The organism is Legionella sp. W10-070, from assembly GCF_900640175.1.
In the GTDB taxonomy this organism is placed as follows: domain Bacteria; phylum Pseudomonadota; class Gammaproteobacteria; order Legionellales; family Legionellaceae; genus Tatlockia.
Genome location: NZ_CAAAJC010000013.1, coordinates 49610 through 70784, shown reverse-complemented (window position 1 = coordinate 70784; position 21175 = coordinate 49610). Strand labels below are relative to the sequence as shown.

The following is a 21175-nucleotide window of genomic DNA, read 5'->3' as shown; positions in this document are numbered from 1 at the left end:
CCAGAGATGTGTGAGAAACTAAACCTGCACATTTTCTCAATGGATGGGATTGTTAGTAATCTCTGAAAGGATTACCAATTTGAGGAGTGACAATGAGCAACATTATTGATCAATTAAACGCTGAGCAAATGCAAGGCAAAAACATTCCTGACTTCAGCCCAGGGGATACGGTTTTAGTGCAAGTAAAGGTAAAGGAAGGCACACGTGAGCGTTTGCAGGCCTTTGAAGGCGTAGTAATTGCCAAGCGAAACCGCGGTTTGAATTCAGCTTTCACCGTCCGCAAAATTTCTCATGGCGTTGGCGTTGAGCGGGTTTTCCAAACTTATAGCCCGATAGTTGACAGTATCTCTGTTAAGCGCCGAGGTGATGTACGTCGTGCCAAGCTCTACTACCTCCGTGATTTGGCTGGCCGCGCAGCGCGTATTAAAGAAAAACTGACCACCAAAAAAGAAGTTTAATTCATAAATAGCATGTTCATCGTCACTGCATTCAATACTCCTGCTGGTTGGCTTGAAGTGTCGTACGATGAACATTATATTTACCAGGCAAATTTTAGTGAAACCCCGGTTCAAAATAATCAGACTAACCGCCTGACTTCTTTTGTTCGTCAAGAAATTGGTTGTTATTTTAGCAATCCGCATCATCGATTTCAGTTGGCGCTAAAACCCCAGGGTACTTCCTATCAACAGCAAGTGTGGAATGCTTTGCTAGTTATACCTGTTGGCCGTACGGTAACTTATGGGGAATTAGCAAGACTGCTGCAATCCAGCCCAAGAGCCATTGGCCAGGCATGCAAAAAAAATCCCATTACGTTATTCATCCCCTGCCACCGTGTCGTAGGGAAAAGTAACCAAGGGGGCTATATGGGACGCGCTGAAGCATTACATTATAAGCTGCACCTTCTTCATCACGAGCGTATTAAGGTTGAAACACCTGTTTGCCTCCATACCCCCTATCAAGTCTAGCCAGCATTAGGAGGTATCACCTCTGGCCCGATATTCTCTGCCAACAACTTGCCAATTGCCTTCACTGCAAAGTGCTCGAAATTTTTTGTCATTTTAAAGAATCGAGGAATAGATGAATTATCGATAAAGCGACTGGGAAATAACTTATCCAAATAATCCTTTTCCCATGGAAATGGATCCATTTCTTTCAGGGTGCTAATAAATTCAGCAGCAGTCTCCATAACTTCCGCCGTCGTTACTGTTTTCTCCATAAAGAAACTGTGTAAGGAATTTATCAAGCCATAGCGGATAGCTGCTAATTTTTCTTCTCCTTTAGCTATTTCTAATTTCTCTAAATAGCTCTGCAGAAGCTGGCGGCAATTCAGGATATAAACTATTTTATCCCTTACCTCCCGGGCTTCTTTTTGCACTACTGAGACGGACTGACTTAAACAATCGTATTGTTTCATCAGCTCCTCGCTATTTTGGTTCATATCGAGCAACTGATTATCTCTTTGCATCCATTCCCTTATCTCAGAAAATTCCATCTGCCGAGAAGAGCGGTAAAAGGCAAGTAAATCATGTTTATCATAAACCATATACTGCATGGCCGCATTGCATAGCACTGTGGCATTATATGCCACTCGCTCAACAAAAGGAGGCTCTTGCTCTTCCAGCAGAGCATACAGGATTTTAATATGGTGAAAATCACCAGGACCAAAGTCATGGTGGATTAATTCAAAAATAGCAAGCTGAAGGATACTGTCCGCATCACCCTCAGACACAGAATAATGGTTAACAATAAACTCCAGCCAATCAAGTACCTGCAAATAATCACCTTGACGTAATGCATCCAGATACTCTTTTGTCGATGGATTCATGGGCACCTCCTGTGCATTAAAGTATTACTATTAGAAGTCGATAACAGTTAAAAATATCACGGAGTGGTTACCATGAACAAAATGAGTATAGCTCCAATTTTGCTCATCTTGCCATTGAGTATGGCATTCGCAAATTGTGATTTAACACGTTTCCGCTGGGAATGCGATATCCCAGCCCGGGTAAAACCTTCCCCATCAGCCTATTCATTAGTATATTGTGGCAATACAAGGCTTTATATAAACCAAGCCCAGTACGAACAGCTGGCACGTTACCAACGAGCTAATGTAAACATGGTGCTAAAAATAAACGGCGAATATATTGATAGCCCTTGCATCCCGGCAGAGCGGTTCCTGTCATTTCCTTAAAACCAATAGCAGGATGCTTAAATAACCATAACGAATTTAGAAGAAATTCATTGGTGTTTTAAATCCTTTATTTGGCCAAGCTCCTTTTTAGACACCCGGCTTAATATAGAGTCCAGCATTCTGACAGTCAGCACCCGCTTTAAAAATGCAAAGAAATGGGCAGGAAAAGTAACCCGATATTTGACCCTAGGCTTGTTTGATTCAATCGCATGGATCAGCTTGGCAATCACTGCATCAGTTCCTCTTGTAAACACAGAGTCTGACTTTTTCTGTTGAAAATCACCTAACATTAATTGGTACTGCGCTTTAAAATGACTGTTCTCGCTATTAATCAGCTTAAGGGAACCATTAACCGCGTTTTCTCTAAAGCGACTTTCTATGGGTCCGGGCTCAATAGTAATGACCTGGATGCCAGAGGGTTGCAGCTCCAGGCGCAATGTATCACTCAATCCCTCCACGGCATATTTCGACGCATTATAAGCTCCACGAAAAGGCATGCTGATTAAACCTAAAATGGAACTTATGTTGATAATTCTTCCATGTCCCTGTTTACGCATGACCGGAATAACAAGACGAGTCAAATCCATTAATCCGAAAACATTTGTTTCAAACTGCAACCGCAAAGCTTCGCGAGAAACATCTTCTAACGCCCCTGTCTGACCATAGCCTGCATTGTTAATAAGGATATCCAAACGACCAGCAGATTTTTCAATTATTTCATGAAAAGCCAACCGAATAGACTCTGTGTCATTCATATTCATGAGCACTGTATCAATGCCTGAAGCTTTCAGTCTTTTTACATCTTCTTCCTTACGACAGGTAGCAAACACCTGGTGGCCTCGTTGCGCCAAAGAAAATGCAGCATCATGACCAATGCCACTGGAGCAGCCGGTAATTAAAATGACTTGAGAACGCATAAGCATATCCACCCTGTTGTATGAAATTATTAATCTTGGCAATAGAATCACTCTTCGCACTTGAATAAGAGAACCTGCATCTATGTTTCATCTAAACGCATGATAAATTCCTTTAAATTTTAAGTATATAAAGAATCCCACATTAGATGATAATTGTATATTGCCCTAATCTTGAGCGCTAAATATTCTCATTCATCTGTCCGAAAGATAACAGGATGATCTAAAGTTGGTTTTTCGATGTGGAAATTGGGATAATTCATTCAAAACGATGAATGAGTGCATTAATGAGCAAACGATACTACGCCATCCTGCCTAACCTTATTGTACCCTTAGGTGGACTGGGCACTGATATTTACTTACCCTCGCTACCCAGCATGGTGAATGAATTTGGTGTTTCAGACAGTCAAATGCAACTGACGATTACTTCCTATGTATTAGCGATGGGACTGGTCCAATACCTGGCAGGTCCTGTTTCTGATGCCTTGGGCAGAAAACGGCTTATTATAAGCTCCCTGATAATGCAATTTGTTGCTGTTGTTGCCATTTTGTTTGCCGGCTCCGTTAATTTAATTATCATTGCGCGATTTTTCCAAGGTCTGGCCTGTGCCTTTATGATAGTACCCGCTCGCGCCATACTAAATGATTGCTTTGAAGGAGATGAATTAAAAAAGAAATTTAACTATTTAACCATCAGTTTTGCCTTGGCACCTATCATCGCACCCTTTATTGGCGGCTATTGCCAACATTACTTTGGCTGGCAGGCGAGCTTTTATTTTATCTTAATCTACATTGTATTCTTGTTGTCTTTACTTGTTTTATTTACTAAAGAGACAATTGAACATACCAAGGCATTCTCATTAAAGCAAATTAGCCAAAATTACTCCCTCATCCTTCACAACAAAGGATTTATGTATATCACCTTATTATTAAGTGTGATGTTTGGCTACACTTCGTTGTTTACTGTACTAGGTCCTTTTATTTTTCAAAACAAATTTGGCTTTTCACCCGTAGCCTATGGCTACATCGCTTTATCCATCGGTATCGCCTGGTTTATGGGTAATGTGACCAACCGGCTTTTTTTTGAGATTGCCACCCATAAAAAAATGATGTTCGCGCTGGGACTGCAGACGGCAATGAGCACGGTTTTACTTATCATTGCGTCAACCTCCGCTATTTCGGCTGTGACCACCTTTATTCCTGTTTTTTTCATGGTTTATGCCGCAGCGATTATTTTCCCTATTTTTGTTGGGGAAAGCCTTGTCTATTTTCCTGATATGGCTGCATCAAGTAATGCCTTTTTATTTGCCTCTACCTGGATCGCATTTAGTCTTTACACCCTGATTGCTACCCAAATATCGGTGGATAATTTAATCCCGTTGGCGCTTGCTTACCTGCTAGTTAACTGTATGGGTTATTGGCTGTATTTTTGTATCAGAAAGAACGGTTAATTTATTGATTAAACTCAGATTCCATCGTAGAGGATTTATAAACGCAATTTATAGATCATAGAGTTTACCTGAAAGCGCACATCCGGACTTAAGCTGTTTGAAACAACCAGGTAATATTGACAGGACTTACGAAAAACTCCAATTTCTCGTGTATAATGAAAAATTTTTAAATACAAATTATTATGCACGCCTTGGAAATCAAACAATTACGCAAAATCTATACCAATGGCGTTGAGGCTCTGAAAGGCATTGACCTGACGGTTGATACCGGGGATTTCTTTGCTCTTCTCGGGGCAAATGGCGCTGGCAAATCAACAACCATCGGTGTAATCAGCACCCTGCTGACCAAAACCTCCGGCAGCATTCGTATTCATGGTTATGATTTGGACGAAAATCCCGAATCAGCCAAATCATGCTTAGGCTTAGTCCCCCAGGAATTTAACCTGAATATTTTTGAAAACTGCGAGCAAATTCTGATCAACCAGGCCGGTTATTATGGGATTAGACGTCAGGAAGCAAAATCAAGAGCAAAAATGTTATTGGAACAACTCGGCTTATGGGAAAAACGGCATGCAATCGTACGTCATCTTTCCGGTGGGATGAAACGCCGGCTGATGATCGCCCGAGCACTCATTCATCAGCCTAAAGTATTAATCCTCGATGAACCGACTGCAGGCGTCGATATCGAGATACGTCGCAGTATGTGGGATTTCTTAACCCGCACCAATCAGCAGGGCACTACGATTATTTTAACCACCCACTACCTGGAGGAAGCGGAACAACTCTGCAAAAACATTGCCATTATTAATCAGGGAATGATTGTGGAACATACCTCAATGAAGGCACTTTTAAAAACCCTGCGCCATCAAACCTTTATTTTTAATGTGGAAAAACCTATTGAAGAACTACCAGAAATGCCCCCCTTCATCACGACCCTGATTGATGCCAATACCTTTGAGTTAAGGGTTGATAATCAATGGTCCCTTAATGAGGTATTTGCTGAACTGAGCAAGTACGGACTTAGCATTCACAGTATGCGAAATAAAACCAATCGCTTGGAAGAACTTTTTCTGGATCTCATCAATCATGGCCATTAAACAACAAATTATTGCCCTTTATACGCTGGTAAGGCGTGAATTAGTAAGAATGTTCCGTATAGCCAGTCAGGTATTCTTACCTCCGGTAATTACCACAGCCTTATACTTCCTGATTTTTGGCAGCCTCATCGGGGAACGTATAGGCCCAGTTCAAGGGGTCAGTTATCCTCAATTTATAGCCCCCGGCCTTATTATGATGTCAGTCATTACCAATGCTTACAGTAATGTCTCCACTTCGTTATTCAGTGTGCGCTTTCAAAAAAGCATTGAAGAAATGCTGGTTAGCCCAATGCATGATAGTTTATTACTATTTGGTTATATTTTAGGTGGAATGTTGCGCGGGCTAATTGTAGCCATTCTGGTCTTTTTGGTGTCCTGCTTTTTTGTCAAAATCCAGTTCAATCATCTGCCATTAACTTTTTTCGTTGTATTGCTAGTATCCGCCCTTTTTTCTCTGGCTGGCTTTATTAACGCAATGATTGCCCGTAATTTTGATGATGTCATGATCATTCCAACCTTTGTCCTTGCGCCGCTTACCTATCTGGGAGGGGTGTTTTATGCAACAAACATGCTCCCCCCCTTTTGGCAAACGGTGTCCCATTTAAACCCTATCCTTTATATGGTCAATGCCTTAAGGTATGCAATGATAGGTCAGCAAGAAGTAAACATAAGTGTTGCCTTAGCAGTCATTTCGGCCATGGTTATTCTGTTGACCGGGATTAACATGGTCTTACTAAGAAAAGGAATTGGCTTAAGGGATTAGCTCATTGTCTTAACTGTAATATAAGCAACAACAGACTGCCGATCCCCCGTTATTTTTAAAGTAGATAAGGAAATAATGGGGTGCGATTAAAACTGCGGTTGGTGGTAATTAATGCCCGGATGGAGCGCAGTGAAATCCGGGATCGGGACTTGATAATAAACCCCTGCCCCTCGATTTCGCTGGCGCTCCATCGAGGCTACAACTTTCAAGGAAAAACCGCACTTAAAATCGCAGCCGAAATAATGAGCTGGATTATCTGTGATAAGTGCGTTAATTTAAAGATTGGAAGATTTGAATAGAGCAATTTTGCCAACTATCGCAAACTGGGACATTTCATTCCAGTTATAGTTATCTGATCTGTTACCAACAACCCAGGGAGTATTTATGCCAAGAAATAACAACAATGCTCAAAAAGGAAGGGATAATACAGAATCAAAACATGATAAATCGGGGGAAAAAGCCAAAAACCACACTTATCATGCCTACCTCTTTACGTTCCAGAAGGGAGCATTTAGCAAACTGGTCAAAGAGTTAAAGCAGCAGGAAAAAGAACAGAATTTGCAAAAGAGCAAAACCGGGTTAACCTGCTAATTGGTGAGAGGCTATTGCCATTAAGTTAAGGAGTTTTAGTGCCGCGAATTACCGTAGCTTGACCAAGGTAGCTATACTTTTGAGGCACCTTTGCGCTCCCGGGTCGATACCACCACGGGGCGTCAATCTCCTTAACTTGGCAACGTGGCCTGCTTAGTTCTTCCTCGTTCAAATTCCTAGATCCGGTAATTTAAGGATAGTTCAACGAGGCTATGAGGCTTTATTCTTACGCTTAAATCCCAAAGCACGTAGCCGTTCGTCAACACTTGGATGAGAGGAAAAGGCATTATGGAAGGATTTGACAGGATCAATACTGGAAGGATCAAACAAATAGGATGCCTGCCTGATCTCTTCATGGGCAGTCCTGCCATATTCATAAGTATATTGTTCAGCATTCCGCTGGTGGTCATCAGCAATCTTAAGTAAGGCACGAGCCATCGGCTCATTGTCGCGCATTAATTCAACTGCCCCCGAATCGGCCATGTATTCACGGGTCCGGCTTAAGAAGAGTGCAAGCACTACGGTAATTAAAGGTAATAAGTAACGCAGCAACATAATAACCATCAAAAGCCGATTATCATCACGGCGCCTGTCACTACGGTAGATCAGAGAATAAAACATGATATCAATCACAATTAACAAAATATTACTTAACACAGCAACCATCAATGTTAGTTTAATGTCATGATGACGAATGTGACTTAATTCATGCGACATAACCGCTTGCAGCTCGGCCCGGTTAAGCTTTTCCATCAACCCCCGAGTGATAGCGACCATAGCCGATTTTTCACTGTAGCCGCTGGCAAAAGCATTCATATAATTGGCTTCAATTAAGTAAACTTTTGGCATATAGTGCAAACCAGCAGCAACCTTCATTTCTTCAACTACATTGTATAACTGCTTCTCCTGCAGATTTTTTGCCGTTTCTGGGGTAATTTCTCGTGATTCAGTACCCAGCAACATGATTCGGTCATATAAGGCATAGGTAATTAACAGGGAAACAATGGCAACGGCTATCATGATCAGGGTGGCATAAGGAATGGCTTGCAGGGTAATCAACGCCCAAAAGCATTCCATGATAGAAGCTCTGGGATGGAGATATTCCAAGATCATCGTGTCGGCAAACAAGCCGACAGCGGTATAAACTGCGAGGAAGATAGCAATCACCATCCTCGTTTTACGCTCATTACGCTGAAGCTGCTCGCGCCAATTTCCTACAGATGCATGGTAATCAGATAAAGCCATAATTATGCTCAGAATTTAACAGTATAATCTTCCCGTACCTTGACCTGCTCTTCAGGAAGCGACCAGTAAGCAAACTCCTTATCCAGTTTACTTGAAAAAAACCCTACGACCATGGATTCAAAGAATGATTTCTTTTTTGCATAATAGCGTTCCACGCTATCATTGTAAGCTTGTTTGGCATAAGACAGCTTGTTTTCCGTATTCACAATTTCTTCTTGTAGCTGCAGTGCATTGGTATTAGCCTTCAAATCAGGATATTGTTCAAAGACAACATTCAAGCCCGAAGCAATTTGCGAAATACCATTTTCCGCAGCAATACGAGCGTTCTCATCACCGGCAGCCTTGGCGGCCTGTGCCTGATTTCGTAAAGCAACAACATCTTTCAGGGTCGTTTTCTCATAGTCCATATACTTTTTTACTGTCTCAATTAATGATTCAAAAACTTTGAAACGGCGATCCAGTTGGATATCAATTTGCTTTTTATTGTTGTTGATAGCCTCAATAAGGCCAATTAAGCTGTTAAAGATTCCGATAGACCAAAAAAAAGCCAAAGCCAAAATAATTAAAATTGCAATAAGAAGCGTAGTCATTTATTTCTTCCTTTTGTTACCTCCCATAAGTTATAGCGCTAAAGCAAAGTAAAAAGCAAACAGATATTGAAATGGAAATATAAGTTATTTATGATGAAATTAACTTTATATATAGAAAATGGATTTCACCATGCTGAAGAAAGCCTTATGGTTAGCTGTCTTTTCCTGTACCGTCTCTTCTGCTCTTGCTACGGAAGCTTCACCAGCTGCCCAAGCGGCCACTGAACTCCCACCGTCAAGTTATATGCCTGTCGTTATCAAAGAAACGTTTCAAACTATTCTGGAGCGCATGAGTGCAGAAAGGCAAACCATCAACAACCGACAAAAAGAATTGCTTGAACAACGCTATGACCTGAGCAATAAGCCTTCTAACGATACCAAAATGTCAAGAGGAAAACCTATTCAAGAAGGAGTGCGGGTAAAATTACCAGCGGGGATGAGCTGGGAGATGTTAGGTAAAATGTCCCCTGAGGAAATCAAAGAAAAAGGTCTGTACCCTCAGGGTTTCTTACCTCTGCCGCACCCCAATCATCCTGAAGGCGGGATGCTTTTTCCAAAATTTGCGATTGATGAAATCAATCAACAGGAAAACCGGGATTTGACCCGATTTGATTTGGATTTTGATTTGCCTGATCATTTCTTACCCGAATTTCCCGCTGCCATTTTTTTAACTACCCGTCCTGACCTTGGTGATGTTTCACAAGGTAAACTAGTTACCATTAATAACTTCTTTGAGTTATTCAATGGTATTCTTAATCCTAAACAACTGGAGGGTTTAAGACTGCTGGTAACCCCATTCCCTCAGCAGCAATTCAACCAAACCGATGATCGTCGCTCAAAAGCACCAAGCCGTGGCGTTGCCTGTTTCGATTGTCATGCTAACGGTCACACCAATGCAGCAACACACCTGGTAGGCGATATCCGCCCACAAGAAATTCGCCATCGGATTGATACACCCACCTTAAGAGGGGTGAATATCCAACGCCTGTTTGGATCTCAGCGTGCACTTAAAAATGTGGAAGATTTTACTGAATTTGAGCAACGTGCCGCCTATTTTGATGGGGATCCGGTAATAGCCACCAAAAAAGGGGTCAATATTCTTGAGCGTGGCAGCCAGGTTCAGTTTATGGCCGAATTCCAGGAGTTACTTGATTTCCCTCCTGCTCCAAAATTAGACATTACCGGCAGACTGGATCCTACTAAAGCCTCGGAGGCCGAGCTAAGGGGGGAAGAGTTATTTTTTGGCAAGGCAAAATGTGCCATTTGCCATGTGCCTCCCTACTATACTGATAATTTAATGCACAACCTGCAAACAGAACGCTTCTTTAATCCTGTCATGGTAAATAATATGAAAGCAATCGGGGATGGGTCGATTAAAACATTCCCCTTAAGAGGGATAAAAGATTCTCCTCCTTATCTACATGACGGACGTCTTTTGACCCTGGAAGATACGGTAGAGTTCTTTAATCTTATCATGCAGCTACAATTAAATGAGCAAGAAAAAGCCGATCTGACCAGCTTCATGAAAGCACTCTAAATTTTAGAAAATAAGGCGCTTTAAAGCGCCTTACTTTCTCTGCTAAAATGTACTAGTACCGTTTCCATTTAGTTTTGACAGGTTGTTTGTCATTCCCGCAAAGGCGGCAATCCATTTTTAAGGCGCTCCGTGCTATATCCTGCATCGATCCCCGCCTTCGCGGGGATGACAAGAAACAGAACAATTTGCACAAGACAACCTGTCAAAACTAAATGGAAACGGTACTAGCTAACCAATGGCTTTAAAAACTGTCCGGTATAGGAATATTGGCAATGAGCCACTTCCTCCGGTGTTCCAGTTACAATGATTTGTCCTCCCTTACTGCCTCCTTCAGGGCCAAGATCAATAATCCAGTCTGCTGTTTTAATCACATCAAGATTATGTTCAATGATAATAATGGTATTCCCGTGCTCACGCAGACGAAATAACACATTAAGTAACTGTTTGATATCATGAAAATGCAACCCGGTAGTCGGTTCATCAAGAATATATAGGGTATTGCCAGTGTCTCTTCTGGATAGTTCACGGGCAAGCTTGATACGTTGCGCCTCACCGCCTGATAAGGTGGTTGCGCTTTGTCCCAGGCGGATATAGGACAAACCCACGTCAATCAAGGTTTGGCATTTTCTTGCCAGGATGGGAACAGCATCAAAAAAATTTCGCGCATCTTCGACAGTCATTTGCAGAATTTCGTGGATGTTTTTGCCTTTATATTGAATCTCCAACGTTTCTCGATTATAACGCTTCCCTTTGCAAACATCACAAGCCACATATATATCAGGCAGAAAATGCATTTCCACCTTAATCATGCCATCCCCCTGACAGGCTTCGCAACGGCCGCCCCGGACATTAAAACTAAACCGTCCTGGCTGATAACCACGCGCACGCGCCTCAGGAGTCGCCGAAAACAGCTCGCGGATGGGCGTGAATATCCCTGTATAGGTTGCCGGATTTGAGCGGGGCGTTCGGCCAATAGGACTTTGATCAATATCAATCACCTTATCGCAACGCTCTAATCCCTGGAGTTCATTAACTTTTCCTGGAGTGAGGAGGCTGGCACGATTCAGTTTATTCGCAGCGACAGGATATAAGGTGTCATTAATTAAACTTGATTTACCAGATCCGGAAACCCCGGTCACACAGGTAATAAGCCCCAGAGGAATACTGACATTTACATTGTCCAGATTATTGCAACTAACTCCAATCAGGTGCAGCATTCTTTTTTTATCAACAGGATAACGGTTTGCGGGAACCGCAATAGACTCAATGCCGGCAAGATATTGGCCGGTAAGAGAACCCTTATTGGCCATGATATCTTCAGGGGAACCACTGGCAACAATCTCCCCACCATGAACCCCCGCCCCAGGCCCAATATCCAGCACAAAATCCGCAGCACGAATAGCATCTTCATCATGCTCCACCACAATAACGCTATTCCCCAAGTCACGCAAATGAAGCAGGGTCTTAAGCAATCGTTCATTATCACGTTGGTGCAGGCCAATGGACGGTTCATCGAGAATATACATGACGCCAACCAGGCCAGAACCAATTTGGCTCGCCAAACGAATACGTTGTGCCTCCCCCCCTGATAAGGTTTCCGCACTACGATCCAGGGATAAATATTCCAGACCTACATTAACTAAAAACCCTAAGCGCTCAACGATTTCCTTGTTTATTTTTTCCGCGATTTCACCGCGATAACCCGTTAAATGTAAGGTCTTAAAAAAATCATAGGCCTTTTCAATAGAATAAGCGGTAATTTCCGGCAGGTTTTTATTATCAACAAACACATATCTGGCTTCTTCCCGCAAGCGGGCACCCTGACAGACATCACAGGGTCGGGAGGATAAGTATTTAGCTAACTCCTCTCTGACCAGAGAAGAATCGGACTCACGATAACGACGCTGCATATTGGCAATAATTCCTTCAAATGCATGAGTCTTGGAAGTAAAGCCCCCGTGCGGTCGTTGGTAATTAAATTCAATCAGCTCTTTCCCACTTCCATAGAGAATGAGTTGCTGTATCTTTTCCGGAAGATCACAAAAAGGGGTTTCTATATCAAAATCAAAATGACCCGCCAATGATTCAAGCATGGGGTAATAATAAGTGGTTTTTCTATCCCAACCACGAACAGCCCCATCAGCCAGGCTTGCCGTTGGATCATGCACTACCCGCTGCGGGTCAAAAAACTGACTAACCCCCAACCCATCACAGGAAGGGCAAGCCCCCATCGGGTTATTAAAAGAAAAAAGCCTCGGTTCCAATTCACTTAGGCTATAACCACATTCAGAGCAAGCAAATTTTGAGGAAAATACCATTTCTTCAAATTCAGCAGCATCAACTGGCGCAACGATAGCCAAGCCGTCAGCAAGGTTCAATGCATTTTCAAATGATTCACTTAATCGCTGAGTTAAGTCATTTCGTACTTTGAAGCGATCAACCACCACTTCAATGGTATGTTTTTGTCTTAGGGTTAACTTAGGGGGGGCATCCAGTTCATATATCTCGCCATCTATACGCGCCCGCACGTAACCCTGCGCCTGTAACTGCTGTAAAAGCTGGACATGTTCACCTTTTCGCTCACGTATTACCGGAGCAAGGATCATTGCCTTGCTTCCTTCAGGCATCGCCAATACCTGATCGACCATCTGGCTAATCGTTTGGGCATGCAAACTGCCCCCATGCCGCGGACATCGCGGCTCACCTACGCGGGCAAATAGCAATCTAAGATAATCATAAATCTCGGTAATGGTGCCCACCGTTGAGCGCGGATTATGGGACGTTGCTTTTTGCTCAATTGAAATGGCAGGCGATAAACCTTCAATTGAATCAACTTCTGGTTTCTCCATCATCGACAGGAATTGGCGGGCATAGGCAGAAAGCGATTCAACATAACGACGCTGACCCTCTGCATACAGTGTATCAAATGCCAACGAGGATTTTCCTGAACCGGAAAGTCCGGTAATCACTGTTAATCGATTACGAGGAATCTCAATATCAACATTCTTCAGGTTATGCGTTTTTGCTCCGCGAATACTAATATACTGCATAGCCATTTGACTCAAAAAAAACCAGATTATAACTCTGCTATACTTTTTAAACAAATGATTATTAGCTGGAGAACACGCTCCATCACTATAGTACCCATACCATTTTTATAGACATGTACTGCTGATAAAGACGAACCAGTTTTCCGGTCATAAATCAGCACTTCAAGGATTGAGGGTCAACTTATAAGGACAGTACCATGAAATTAACTCAACTCTTGCGGATAATTTTAATAACCATCCTGGTTACCCCCCATGTTAGCCATGCTGACAATACCGAAGTCACTGCCTGGACACAGCAAGTGCTTCTTGCCACCCTGTCCGCTAAATACGACCGAACGGCCAATGATTTATTATCAATTCGCAGAAATTACACCAACAATGCTTGGGAGGCACTAAGCGGATTCTTTAGCAGTGAAATTCAAGAGATAAGAAATAGAAAATTAACATTGAACCCCTATCCACTGACACCGGCCACTATTAGCGATGAAGGCGTTTTTTCTGGAATAAAATACTGGCGTATCAATCAATCTTTTGCTTTGCACGAACTTAACATGACACTTGGTTTTTCCGTAATTGTTATTAAAGCCAACAATCCGCCCTATCTTATTCAAAGCATTAATATAGTGAAAAATTAAACTGATTTGGCTTAAATAACATCCCTTATTTAGCCTAAAACAAGCGATAACCTTAATTATCAATTTTCTGTAAAATAATTTAAATCCATTTGGTATAAAAACTAAAAATGCTATACTGTTTTTCATGTTTTCTCAGTAGATAGATAATATGCGGGCATCATTCAGTTTGTTAGTCGGTTTCCTGCTTATTTTTATTGTCAGCTATGCTCATGCAGACGGTAATCTTAAGGAGATTGAGCAAGAATTAGGCGACTCGGTGATTACCACCAAAATAACCGCCAAATTCACGAAAAACCCCAATATTAATCCGTTAAAATTATACGTATCCACGCATAATGGAATTGTTACCCTCAAAGGCCACGTAAAAAACAAGCAGGCGTTTATTGAAGCGCTGCGTCTGGCAAGCATGACTAATGGTGTAAAGGAAGTTGACACGGAAGAATTGGTAATCAAGCAGGTAAATACCGCCTTCACCGACGCTTATATTACCGCGAAAGTGGAAACGGCTGTACTCAAAGCAAAGGTGCTCGATGATGAGTCTATTCCTCTGGTTGGAATTAATGCTACCACCAATAATGGCACCGTTACCTTGTCAGGGAATCTCAAACAGGAAAAATCTATCAGTGCGATCATAAAACGGGTCAGTTCTATTCGGGGCGTTAAAAAAATTATTTCCAATTTGAAAGTTAACAGCAAGGAGGCTTAATGAGCCCTCTAACACGTTTTAAGTTTTTCCTTTGCTATTTTGGCCATTTTAAGGTGCCGTTAATTGGTCACTTAAAGCCCAAGTTAATCAAACTCAATGAAAGGGAAATTGTGGCAAAAATTCCCTTGCGAAGACGCAGTAAAAATCATTTGAATTCCATGTATTTTGGTGCCCTGGCTATTGGTGCTGATTTGGCAGGCGGCTTACATAGTTTCTATCATGCTGAACGAGCCAAACTAAACGTTTCAGTTGCATTTAAATCCTTCCAGGCCCAGTTTATACGCCGTCCTGAAACCGATGTTTATTTTATTTGTGAACAAGGAGAACAAGTCCGGGCGATGATAGAAGAATCAAAGCAAACCGGACAACGTGTCAATAGCCCTATAGCAATCAGGGCGCTCATCAATTATCCTGAGAATCCGGAAGAAATCGCCAACTTTAGCCTTGAATTATCAGTAAAAGTTATCTAGGCTCTGTCTTCATTTCTAATAGCATGTCCAATTATTACGCTTCACCATTGATTTGCAATTTGATTTATCCCTAAAATGAGGATGTTTTCTTAATAATAATCAAATAATGAATCGACGTAGCTGGCAACTGATTATCCTGTTAATTATTGGCCTAACCTATGGCTTACTGTTCTACCTGATTTTAACCTCCCTGCAAGGAATAGATTTTGTTTCGTTCTATTCTGCTGCCAAAATGCTGATAAATGGAGAAAACCCTTATCAGGCTTCGATCGCCACTTTTCTGCCGACAGCAAAAAAAATTGCCCCTAATTTAAATCCTCCTATTGTATTGATGCTGTTCAGTCCTTTGCTTCAATTCAATTATAATGTGGCTCTCATCAGCTGGTCGGCACTTTCTTTTCTTTTAGGCTTAATCGGAGCAGAAATTAGTTTCAGGTATAGTTTTTCACCTCATTTTCTAGCCCAAAACAGGTTAAATTTATACCTTGCTTATTTAGCATTCTTTGCCACGATAATGAATACTGCAATAGCTCAATTAGGGGCGGTATTATTGTTCTTACTCATAACCGGCTACCATTTTTACCTTAAACATTATAACGGTTTATCCGGGATAATATGGGGGAGTCTAATTGCAGCCAAACTGTTTCCAGGTTTGCTGTTAATCTATGCATTGATTCAAAAGCGTTATGCTGTATTTTTTATCATGTCAGCGACCGCTTTATTATTGTGGCTGATTCCTTTTTGGGTATACGGTACCTCCATTTATTTACAATATTTTTCCATCATGTCCAAAGTTATCTGGTATGGGGATAGCTGGAATGGTTCCATTTACGGTTTCTTATTCCGCCTGATTGACGGACGCCATCAATCACAGGTGTTGCTTTTTATCCAGGCCATTTATTGTATTTTATTTTTACTTTCTTTCTTGTGGTATTTGAAAAGAATAAATAAAGAGGTTAACCACATTAATCATCAACCCTTATGCTTTACTTTGGTGATGATGCTGCTTATGAGTCCTTTTGGCTGGTTGTATTATTTTTCTTTACTGATATTTCCCCTCACATTAACCTGGAGTGTCATTTTCACAAAAAAAGGGAACAACCAAAACAAGTTCTTGTGGTTGCTCAGTTTATTTTTCCTCAATTTCCCCCTTGTTTATATTGCTGCTGAAAAAATGGGAGCGGTAATAGACCGAATTCTCTTTAATTCCTTTTATTTTTATGGGCTGCTGATTCTTGCCTACCTTATAAGTGATAAGACGCAGGTTCTTAAAGGGAAGAATGAGAATCACTTGACCGCTGATTACCTGTCAGCAGTCATCATCATTTTTTCATTTGGTCTGCTAATACCTTTTCTTAGTTTTCTTAACCGTTTGCTAGGTTCTGTGTGCTTATCGCTAGCTTGAATCAAAAAGCCTTGATTGGCGAGCACCGAAGCGGAGCATACATAGAAGTATGTGAGCATCGGAGCGCAGAAAATCAAGGCTTTTTGGCCAAGATAGTAGATAAGTACACAGAACCTAGTACTTTGGCCTTAAGTGCCGTATAACAGACCTTAAACACTAATCAGCAATCGAGTAAAAACGGGGAAGATTAAAACTGCATTTTTGCCTTGAAAGCCCAGATGGAGCACCAGCGAAATTGCTATTAACACCAACCGCCATTTTAATAGCACCCAGCAAAAACAGAAGAAATTGACAAACCTCCATTCCGAGTCTAACGTTAACGCATAAGTAAATATAAGTGGCCGAAGCCAGAGTCACATAACCTACAAATAAAGATAAAGCAGCTGCACAAGGCTTTTATTGCTCGAGCGTATGTAGGCGAATATGATCAATCTGAAAATACATACACAACCTGATGATGAGACCTGCGGTCCGACCAGTCTGCATGCTATTTATCGCTACTATGGATTAGAGCTTGATCTGGCTGAGGTTGTCAAAAGTGTGGAGCGTTCTTTATCGGGAGGCACATTAGCTCCTATGCTGGGAAAGCATGCCTTACTTCATGGCTTTAAAGTTACAATTTATATTAATAACCTTAACCTGTTCGATCCAACCTGGTTTGATCTTGAACAGAAAACGGCCTGCCAGAACTTACTTAAAGTAAAGCTTGCGGCACAAATGAAATATAAAAAAACCAAAGCAATTACTCAAGCAAGCCAAGCCTATATTGAGTACCTTTCTTTGGGTGGAGACGTCCGTTTTCGTACTTTAAGCGTACAATTACTTAAGGAGTATTTCTCCCAAAATATTCCTATTCTAACCGGCTTAAGCGCTACTTACCTTTACCGCAGTTCCCGCGAACGTTACATTCATGGGGAAGCAATTTATGATGACATTCGTGGAACCCCTTGCGGACATTTTGTCGTTTTATGCGGTTATGATGATAAAAAAAGGCTTATTGTCGTTGCCGATCCGCATCGAGAAAATCCCATTTCATGCGATAATTATTACAAAGTAAGCTCTAACCGCTTAATCAATGCCATCATGGTTGGAGTTTTAACCTATGATGCGAACCTTATAATAATTCAACCTAAAGAGGGCTAATGGAAACACTAATTGTAACGGATGACCCTTCTGGCTTGGAATTTTTAAGTCCTCTGGCAACTATTGTCCAGGCATCCGATTATTTGTTGAGTGAGCATTATTATCAGAGTAAATCCATTCGCGTGATCAACCTGTGCCAGTCTTATGAGCACCAGTCGATAGGCTACTATGTATCATTACTAGCCCATGCACGTGATCATAAGGCAATCCCCTCGGTGCACAGCATTCAGGATGCACTCAATACAGCGCTTTCCAAATTTATTTCCCAGGATGTGGAAGAAGAGATTCAGCATAGCCTTCATGATATAAAAACAGATGTGTTCATTTTCAGTCTTTATTTCGGACAAAATATGGCCAAATGCCATGCCAATCTGGCAAGAAAACTCCATGGCTTATTCCCGCTTCCTTTAATACGCTTTACCCTGAAGAAAAAAAAGCAATGGCAAATTAAGCAATTACAGATCCTGTCGCTTGCTGACGTTCCTTCCCACCACCATGAATTCATGCGCCAAGCGGCAGAAAACTATTTATCGAAAAAGCGCTTCCATCAATGGCGTAAAAAACAACGTTTTCATGATCTGGCGATATTGATTGATCCTGCAGAACCGAACGCCCCATCGAATAAAAAAGCCCTGGATAACTTTGTAAGTACAGGGGAATCTATGGGGTTAAACGTTGATTTTATAGAAAAAAGTGATGCCAAGTCCTTAGCTGAATATGATGCCCTCTTTGTTCGTGCCACCACAGCAGTAAATCATTATACTTACCGCATGGCAAGACGGGCTGCGCAAGAAAACCTGGTTGTCATTGATGATCCGCAATCGATTATTAAATGCAGCAATAAGGTCTATTTGGCAGAACTGATGCGCAGCCATCAGATCCTTACGCCGGATACCATTTTCGTTAATAAATTTGACAAGAAAATGCCGGATGTTGACTTCCCCTGTGTTTTGAAAAGACCTGATAGCGCCTTTTCCCATGGTGTTATCAAACTCGATAATAAAAAAGATCTGCAGAAATCATTAAACCAGTTCTTTAAAGTTTCCGATTTGATATTAATACAACCCTTTATCCCCACAGAATACGATTGGCGGATTGGTGTACTTGACAATAAACCCATCTTTGCCTGCCGCTATTTCATGGCAAAAAACCATTGGCAAATCTATAACTGGGAGGCCATCAAGGGAAAAAGAGAAGGCGATACGGAAACAGTCCCGCTCCATGAGGTTCCAGAAGGTATTATTAAAACCGCATTGAAATGCACACGCTTGATCGGTGATGGGTTATATGGTGTCGACATTAAAAGCCAGGGTGATAAACACTATATTATTGAAGTGAATGATAATCCCAATGTTGATTATGGCATCGAGGATAAAATCCTGGGCGACTCCCTGTACCAACAGATAATGAGCGTGTTTTTACAGCGTATTCGCAGGAAACATGGTTATGTCTAGTTATTCGCTTTTCTCAGTGATCGGTATTGAAATTGAATACATGCTTGTAGACAAGCATCACTTGAACGTACAACCCAAGAGTGATCTCATCCTGCAACACTTGGCAGGCCAACAGCTCAATGAAGTCGAATTAGGCGATATTGCCATCAGCAATGAACTGGTGATGCATGTGCTGGAATTAAAAAATAATGGTCCCAAACCCCCTGATGCCCCCATCGCAAAGCAATTCCAGCAAGCGATTGAACAATTACAGCCACGGCTGACCGAACAGGATTTGCAACTGCTGCCAACAGGTGCCCACCCCTGGATGAACCCCCTTGCAGAAACAAAGCGCTGGCCTCATGGCAGCCATGAAATTTATCGTCAATATGATGCTATTTTTAACTGCCAGGGTCATGGTTGGGCAAACTTACAAAGCATGCATGTCAACTTACCCTTTGCCAATGACGAAGAATTTTGCCAATTACACAGCATGATTCGTTTGCTCCTGCCTCTGTTGCCTGCCTTGGCAGCGAGCACCCCTTTCCTGGATGGCCGAAAAACCGGATTTAAGGATTCTCGCCTTTATTTTTATAGCAAAAATCAGCAATCGATTCCCCTTATCAGCGGTGATATCATCCCTGATTTCATCTGCTCGCAAGCCCAGTATCAACAAGAAATCCTCACTCCCATGTATCAGGCCATCAGTCCCTTTGACCCACAAGGCATCCTCCAGCATGAATGGCTGAATTCAAGGGCGGCTATCCCCAAATTTGACTGCAAAGCCATTGAAATCCGCATTCTTGATTCCCAGGAATGTGTGCAGGCTGACATTGCAATTGCACTTGCCATCCATGCTATTTTAAAAAACTGGCAACGTCATTCATCCTATTATTTGGACAGACCTTGTGAAACAAAACGTTTGCGGGCTATCTATGATCAAACAATTAAAGAGGGTTTTAATGTCTGGATAGATGATGCGGAATTGTCTGCCCAGTGGCAATTGCCAAAACGTGCCATGAGCGCCCGTGATATTTGGTCTTGTTTGCTTGAAAAAGTAGCCAGCGAACTTGATTATAGCAGCCAGAAGGCACTGGAATTTATATTAAGCCAGGGCAACCTAAGTGAGCGCCTCTTAAATGCCTGTGGTGCTGAACCTGATGCAACCTCTCTTTTACGCCTCTACCGCCAGTTAGGTTACTGTTTAAACACTAATCAGTTATTTGATCCAAGATGAAACCCGCCAGACTCATCTTAAGCTGTGAACATGGGGTAAACACCGTGCCACCGGTCTATCAGGACTATTTTGTTGATCAGGAAGCACTGCTGCATAGCCATCGGGGCATAGACTTTGGCTCATTGGCCATCGCCAGCTATTTAAGCCAAGCTCTTAACTGCGAGTTGATACAGGCCAAAGCCACCCGTTTGTTGATTGACTGTAACCGCAGCCTCTCTCATCCACGATGCTTTTCAGAAATTAGCGCGCCATTACCAAAAGCAGTAAAAGAGGAGATCATTCAGCAATATTATTTGCCCTTCCGCAAAGCGGTGGAAAAATCGATAGCAAACCATATCAGCCAGGGTTATCAGGTTTTGCATCTGTCAATCCACAGCTTTACCCCCGTTATTGATAATCTAATGCGCAACGCCGATATCGGTTTACTCTATGATCCGGCAAGAAGTACGGAAAGAATTTTAGCCAAAGAATGGCAATCAAAACTCAATCATCATTGCACCTTGCGGGTACGAATGAACTACCCTTATCGTGGCATTAGTGACGGTTTTACCAGTGCGCTGCGCAGACAGTTTTCTGAGCATGATTACCTGGGACTGGAGATAGAAAATAACCAAGCCCTGGTAAGCGATGATAACTCACTCAAGTACTTATCCGAGAGCTTAGTCATGACACTCAAATCGCTATTGCAGGAGGACTTAAGCCCTTGAGAACCGTATC

21 protein-coding genes are annotated in these 21175 nt (G+C 42.0%); 16 read left to right on the top strand and 5 right to left on the bottom strand.

The genetic code is table 11. The features are described from left to right. The first annotated feature begins 92 nt into the window (after nucleotides 1–92). Complete coding sequence (gene rplS / locus E1O65_RS07420) at nucleotides 93–458, top strand: 50S ribosomal protein L19 (RefSeq protein WP_133132966.1); 366 nt, start codon at nucleotides 93–95, stop codon at nucleotides 456–458. A gap of 12 nt (nucleotides 459–470) precedes the next feature. Further along, complete coding sequence (locus E1O65_RS07415) at nucleotides 471–965, top strand: methylated-DNA--[protein]-cysteine S-methyltransferase (RefSeq protein WP_133132965.1); 495 nt, start codon at nucleotides 471–473, stop codon at nucleotides 963–965. Here the strand turns inward: E1O65_RS07415 and E1O65_RS07410 are convergent. Then, nucleotides 962–1825, bottom strand: a complete 864-nt coding sequence (locus tag E1O65_RS07410; RefSeq protein ID WP_133132964.1) for a helical bundle domain-containing protein — start codon at nucleotides 1823–1825, stop codon at nucleotides 962–964. The genes E1O65_RS07415 and E1O65_RS07410 overlap by 4 nt on opposite strands. A 72-nt stretch (nucleotides 1826–1897) precedes the next feature. On the opposite strand from E1O65_RS07410, the gene E1O65_RS07405 reads away from it, so the two are divergent. Further along, on the top strand, nucleotides 1898–2191 hold the full coding sequence (locus E1O65_RS07405; RefSeq protein WP_133132963.1) for a hypothetical protein: 294 nt from the start codon (nucleotides 1898–1900) through the stop codon (nucleotides 2189–2191). A gap of 47 nt (nucleotides 2192–2238) precedes the next feature. On the opposite strand, the gene E1O65_RS07400 is transcribed toward E1O65_RS07405, so the two are convergent. Beyond that, a complete protein-coding gene (locus E1O65_RS07400) occupies nucleotides 2239–3114 on the bottom strand; it encodes an SDR family NAD(P)-dependent oxidoreductase (RefSeq protein WP_207384236.1) in 876 nt (291 codons plus the stop codon). 278 nt (nucleotides 3115–3392) lie between these two features. Here E1O65_RS07400 and E1O65_RS07395 point away from each other — a divergent pair, with 278 nt between their 5' ends. The 4 genes from E1O65_RS07395 (at nucleotide 3393) to E1O65_RS07380 (ending at nucleotide 7007) form a co-directional block, all read left to right on the top strand. Continuing rightward, nucleotides 3393–4556, top strand: a complete 1164-nt coding sequence (locus tag E1O65_RS07395; protein ID WP_165474929.1) for a Bcr/CflA family efflux MFS transporter — start codon at nucleotides 3393–3395, stop codon at nucleotides 4554–4556. A 182-nt stretch (nucleotides 4557–4738) separates the two neighbouring features. Further along, complete coding sequence (locus tag E1O65_RS07390; protein ID WP_133132960.1) at nucleotides 4739–5653, top strand: ABC transporter ATP-binding protein; 915 nt, start codon at nucleotides 4739–4741, stop codon at nucleotides 5651–5653. Beyond that, nucleotides 5643–6416, top strand: coding sequence for an ABC transporter permease (locus E1O65_RS07385; RefSeq protein WP_133132959.1), 774 nt, complete (start codon nucleotides 5643–5645; stop codon nucleotides 6414–6416). Before E1O65_RS07390 ends, E1O65_RS07385 begins: the two co-directional genes overlap by 11 nt. Before the next feature lie 384 nt (nucleotides 6417–6800). Further along, nucleotides 6801–7007 carry a hypothetical protein gene (locus E1O65_RS07380; RefSeq protein WP_133132958.1) on the top strand — a complete coding sequence of 69 codons (207 nt, stop codon included), beginning with the start codon at nucleotides 6801–6803 and terminating at the stop codon, nucleotides 7005–7007. 210 nt (nucleotides 7008–7217) lie between these two features. On the opposite strand, the gene htpX is transcribed toward E1O65_RS07380, so the two are convergent. Together htpX and E1O65_RS07370 are read right to left on the bottom strand one after the other, a co-directional pair. Beyond that, nucleotides 7218–8252, bottom strand: coding sequence for a zinc metalloprotease HtpX (gene htpX, locus E1O65_RS07375; RefSeq protein WP_133132957.1), 1035 nt, complete (start codon nucleotides 8250–8252; stop codon nucleotides 7218–7220). An 8-nt stretch (nucleotides 8253–8260) separates the two neighbouring features. Beyond that, a complete protein-coding gene (locus E1O65_RS07370; RefSeq protein WP_133132956.1) occupies nucleotides 8261–8842 on the bottom strand; it encodes a LemA family protein in 582 nt (193 codons plus the stop codon). A gap of 130 nt (nucleotides 8843–8972) precedes the next feature. Here E1O65_RS07370 and E1O65_RS07365 point away from each other — a divergent pair, with 130 nt between their 5' ends. Beyond that, nucleotides 8973–10379: a cytochrome B6 gene (locus E1O65_RS07365; RefSeq protein WP_133132955.1), complete on the top strand. Its 1407-nt coding sequence runs from the start codon at nucleotides 8973–8975 to the stop codon at nucleotides 10377–10379. Between the two features lie 224 nt (nucleotides 10380–10603). Here E1O65_RS07365 and uvrA read toward each other — a convergent pair whose 3' ends face one another. Then, nucleotides 10604–13429, bottom strand: a complete 2826-nt coding sequence (uvrA, locus tag E1O65_RS07360) for an excinuclease ABC subunit UvrA (RefSeq protein WP_133132981.1) — start codon at nucleotides 13427–13429, stop codon at nucleotides 10604–10606. Nucleotides 13430–13626: 197 nt separating this feature from the next. Here uvrA and E1O65_RS07355 point away from each other — a divergent pair, with 197 nt between their 5' ends. From E1O65_RS07355 to E1O65_RS07320, 8 genes are all read left to right on the top strand, one after another. Next, the gene (locus tag E1O65_RS07355; protein ID WP_133132954.1) at nucleotides 13627–14064 is read left to right on the top strand and encodes a DotI/IcmL/TraM family protein; all 438 of its coding nucleotides are present in this window, start codon (nucleotides 13627–13629) and stop codon (nucleotides 14062–14064) included. 148 nt (nucleotides 14065–14212) lie between these two features. Continuing rightward, nucleotides 14213–14770, top strand: coding sequence for a BON domain-containing protein (locus tag E1O65_RS07350; RefSeq protein ID WP_133132953.1), 558 nt, complete (start codon nucleotides 14213–14215; stop codon nucleotides 14768–14770). Beyond that, nucleotides 14770–15240: a DUF4442 domain-containing protein gene (locus E1O65_RS07345; protein ID WP_133132952.1), complete on the top strand. Its 471-nt coding sequence runs from the start codon at nucleotides 14770–14772 to the stop codon at nucleotides 15238–15240. The genes E1O65_RS07350 and E1O65_RS07345 overlap by 1 nt, the downstream gene beginning before the upstream one ends. 106 nt (nucleotides 15241–15346) lie before the next feature. Continuing rightward, complete coding sequence (locus tag E1O65_RS07340) at nucleotides 15347–16645, top strand: glycosyltransferase family 87 protein (RefSeq protein WP_133132951.1); 1299 nt, start codon at nucleotides 15347–15349, stop codon at nucleotides 16643–16645. Between the two features lie 423 nt (nucleotides 16646–17068). Beyond that, nucleotides 17069–17788: a C39 family peptidase gene (locus tag E1O65_RS07335; protein WP_133132950.1), complete on the top strand. Its 720-nt coding sequence runs from the start codon at nucleotides 17069–17071 to the stop codon at nucleotides 17786–17788. Beyond that, nucleotides 17788–19242, top strand: a complete 1455-nt coding sequence (locus E1O65_RS07330; RefSeq protein ID WP_133132949.1) for a RimK family protein — start codon at nucleotides 17788–17790, stop codon at nucleotides 19240–19242. The genes E1O65_RS07335 and E1O65_RS07330 overlap by 1 nt, the downstream gene beginning before the upstream one ends. After that, nucleotides 19235–20458 carry a glutamate-cysteine ligase family protein gene (locus E1O65_RS07325; RefSeq protein ID WP_165474928.1) on the top strand — a complete coding sequence of 408 codons (1224 nt, stop codon included), beginning with the start codon at nucleotides 19235–19237 and terminating at the stop codon, nucleotides 20456–20458. Before E1O65_RS07330 ends, E1O65_RS07325 begins: the two co-directional genes overlap by 8 nt. Beyond that, nucleotides 20455–21165 (top strand): N-formylglutamate amidohydrolase, encoded by a 711-nt coding sequence (locus E1O65_RS07320; RefSeq protein ID WP_133132947.1) that lies wholly within the window; start codon nucleotides 20455–20457, stop codon nucleotides 21163–21165. Before E1O65_RS07325 ends, E1O65_RS07320 begins: the two co-directional genes overlap by 4 nt. Nucleotides 21166–21175: the final 10 nt, after the last annotated feature.

What these genes read in the sequence shown, in the direction of transcription:
- htpX (WP_133132957.1), bottom strand. Translation starts at nt 8,252, where the DNA reads ATGGCTTTATCTGATTACCATGCATCTGTAGGAAATTGGCGCGAGCAG.
- E1O65_RS07325 (WP_165474928.1), top strand. Translation starts at nt 19,235, where the DNA reads ATGTCTAGTTATTCGCTTTTCTCAGTGATCGGTATTGAAATTGAATAC.
- E1O65_RS07340 (WP_133132951.1), top strand. Translation starts at nt 15,347, where the DNA reads ATGAATCGACGTAGCTGGCAACTGATTATCCTGTTAATTATTGGCCTA.
- E1O65_RS07385 (WP_133132959.1), top strand. Translation starts at nt 5,643, where the DNA reads ATGGCCATTAAACAACAAATTATTGCCCTTTATACGCTGGTAAGGCGT.
- E1O65_RS07355 (WP_133132954.1), top strand. Translation starts at nt 13,627, where the DNA reads ATGAAATTAACTCAACTCTTGCGGATAATTTTAATAACCATCCTGGTT.
- E1O65_RS07400 (WP_207384236.1), bottom strand. Translation starts at nt 3,114, where the DNA reads ATGCTTATGCGTTCTCAAGTCATTTTAATTACCGGCTGCTCCAGTGGC.
- E1O65_RS07335 (WP_133132950.1), top strand. Translation starts at nt 17,069, where the DNA reads ATGATCAATCTGAAAATACATACACAACCTGATGATGAGACCTGCGGT.
- E1O65_RS07330 (WP_133132949.1), top strand. Translation starts at nt 17,788, where the DNA reads ATGGAAACACTAATTGTAACGGATGACCCTTCTGGCTTGGAATTTTTA.
- E1O65_RS07350 (WP_133132953.1), top strand. Translation starts at nt 14,213, where the DNA reads ATGCGGGCATCATTCAGTTTGTTAGTCGGTTTCCTGCTTATTTTTATT.
- E1O65_RS07395 (WP_165474929.1), top strand. Translation starts at nt 3,393, where the DNA reads ATGAGCAAACGATACTACGCCATCCTGCCTAACCTTATTGTACCCTTA.
- E1O65_RS07415 (WP_133132965.1), top strand. Translation starts at nt 471, where the DNA reads ATGTTCATCGTCACTGCATTCAATACTCCTGCTGGTTGGCTTGAAGTG.
- uvrA (WP_133132981.1), bottom strand. Translation starts at nt 13,429, where the DNA reads ATGCAGTATATTAGTATTCGCGGAGCAAAAACGCATAACCTGAAGAAT.
- E1O65_RS07345 (WP_133132952.1), top strand. Translation starts at nt 14,770, where the DNA reads ATGAGCCCTCTAACACGTTTTAAGTTTTTCCTTTGCTATTTTGGCCAT.
- E1O65_RS07365 (WP_133132955.1), top strand. Translation starts at nt 8,973, where the DNA reads ATGCTGAAGAAAGCCTTATGGTTAGCTGTCTTTTCCTGTACCGTCTCT.
- rplS (WP_133132966.1), top strand. Translation starts at nt 93, where the DNA reads ATGAGCAACATTATTGATCAATTAAACGCTGAGCAAATGCAAGGCAAA.
- E1O65_RS07390 (WP_133132960.1), top strand. Translation starts at nt 4,739, where the DNA reads ATGCACGCCTTGGAAATCAAACAATTACGCAAAATCTATACCAATGGC.
- E1O65_RS07405 (WP_133132963.1), top strand. Translation starts at nt 1,898, where the DNA reads ATGAACAAAATGAGTATAGCTCCAATTTTGCTCATCTTGCCATTGAGT.
- E1O65_RS07380 (WP_133132958.1), top strand. Translation starts at nt 6,801, where the DNA reads ATGCCAAGAAATAACAACAATGCTCAAAAAGGAAGGGATAATACAGAA.
- E1O65_RS07320 (WP_133132947.1), top strand. Translation starts at nt 20,455, where the DNA reads ATGAAACCCGCCAGACTCATCTTAAGCTGTGAACATGGGGTAAACACC.
- E1O65_RS07410 (WP_133132964.1), bottom strand. Translation starts at nt 1,825, where the DNA reads ATGAATCCATCGACAAAAGAGTATCTGGATGCATTACGTCAAGGTGAT.
- E1O65_RS07370 (WP_133132956.1), bottom strand. Translation starts at nt 8,842, where the DNA reads ATGACTACGCTTCTTATTGCAATTTTAATTATTTTGGCTTTGGCTTTT.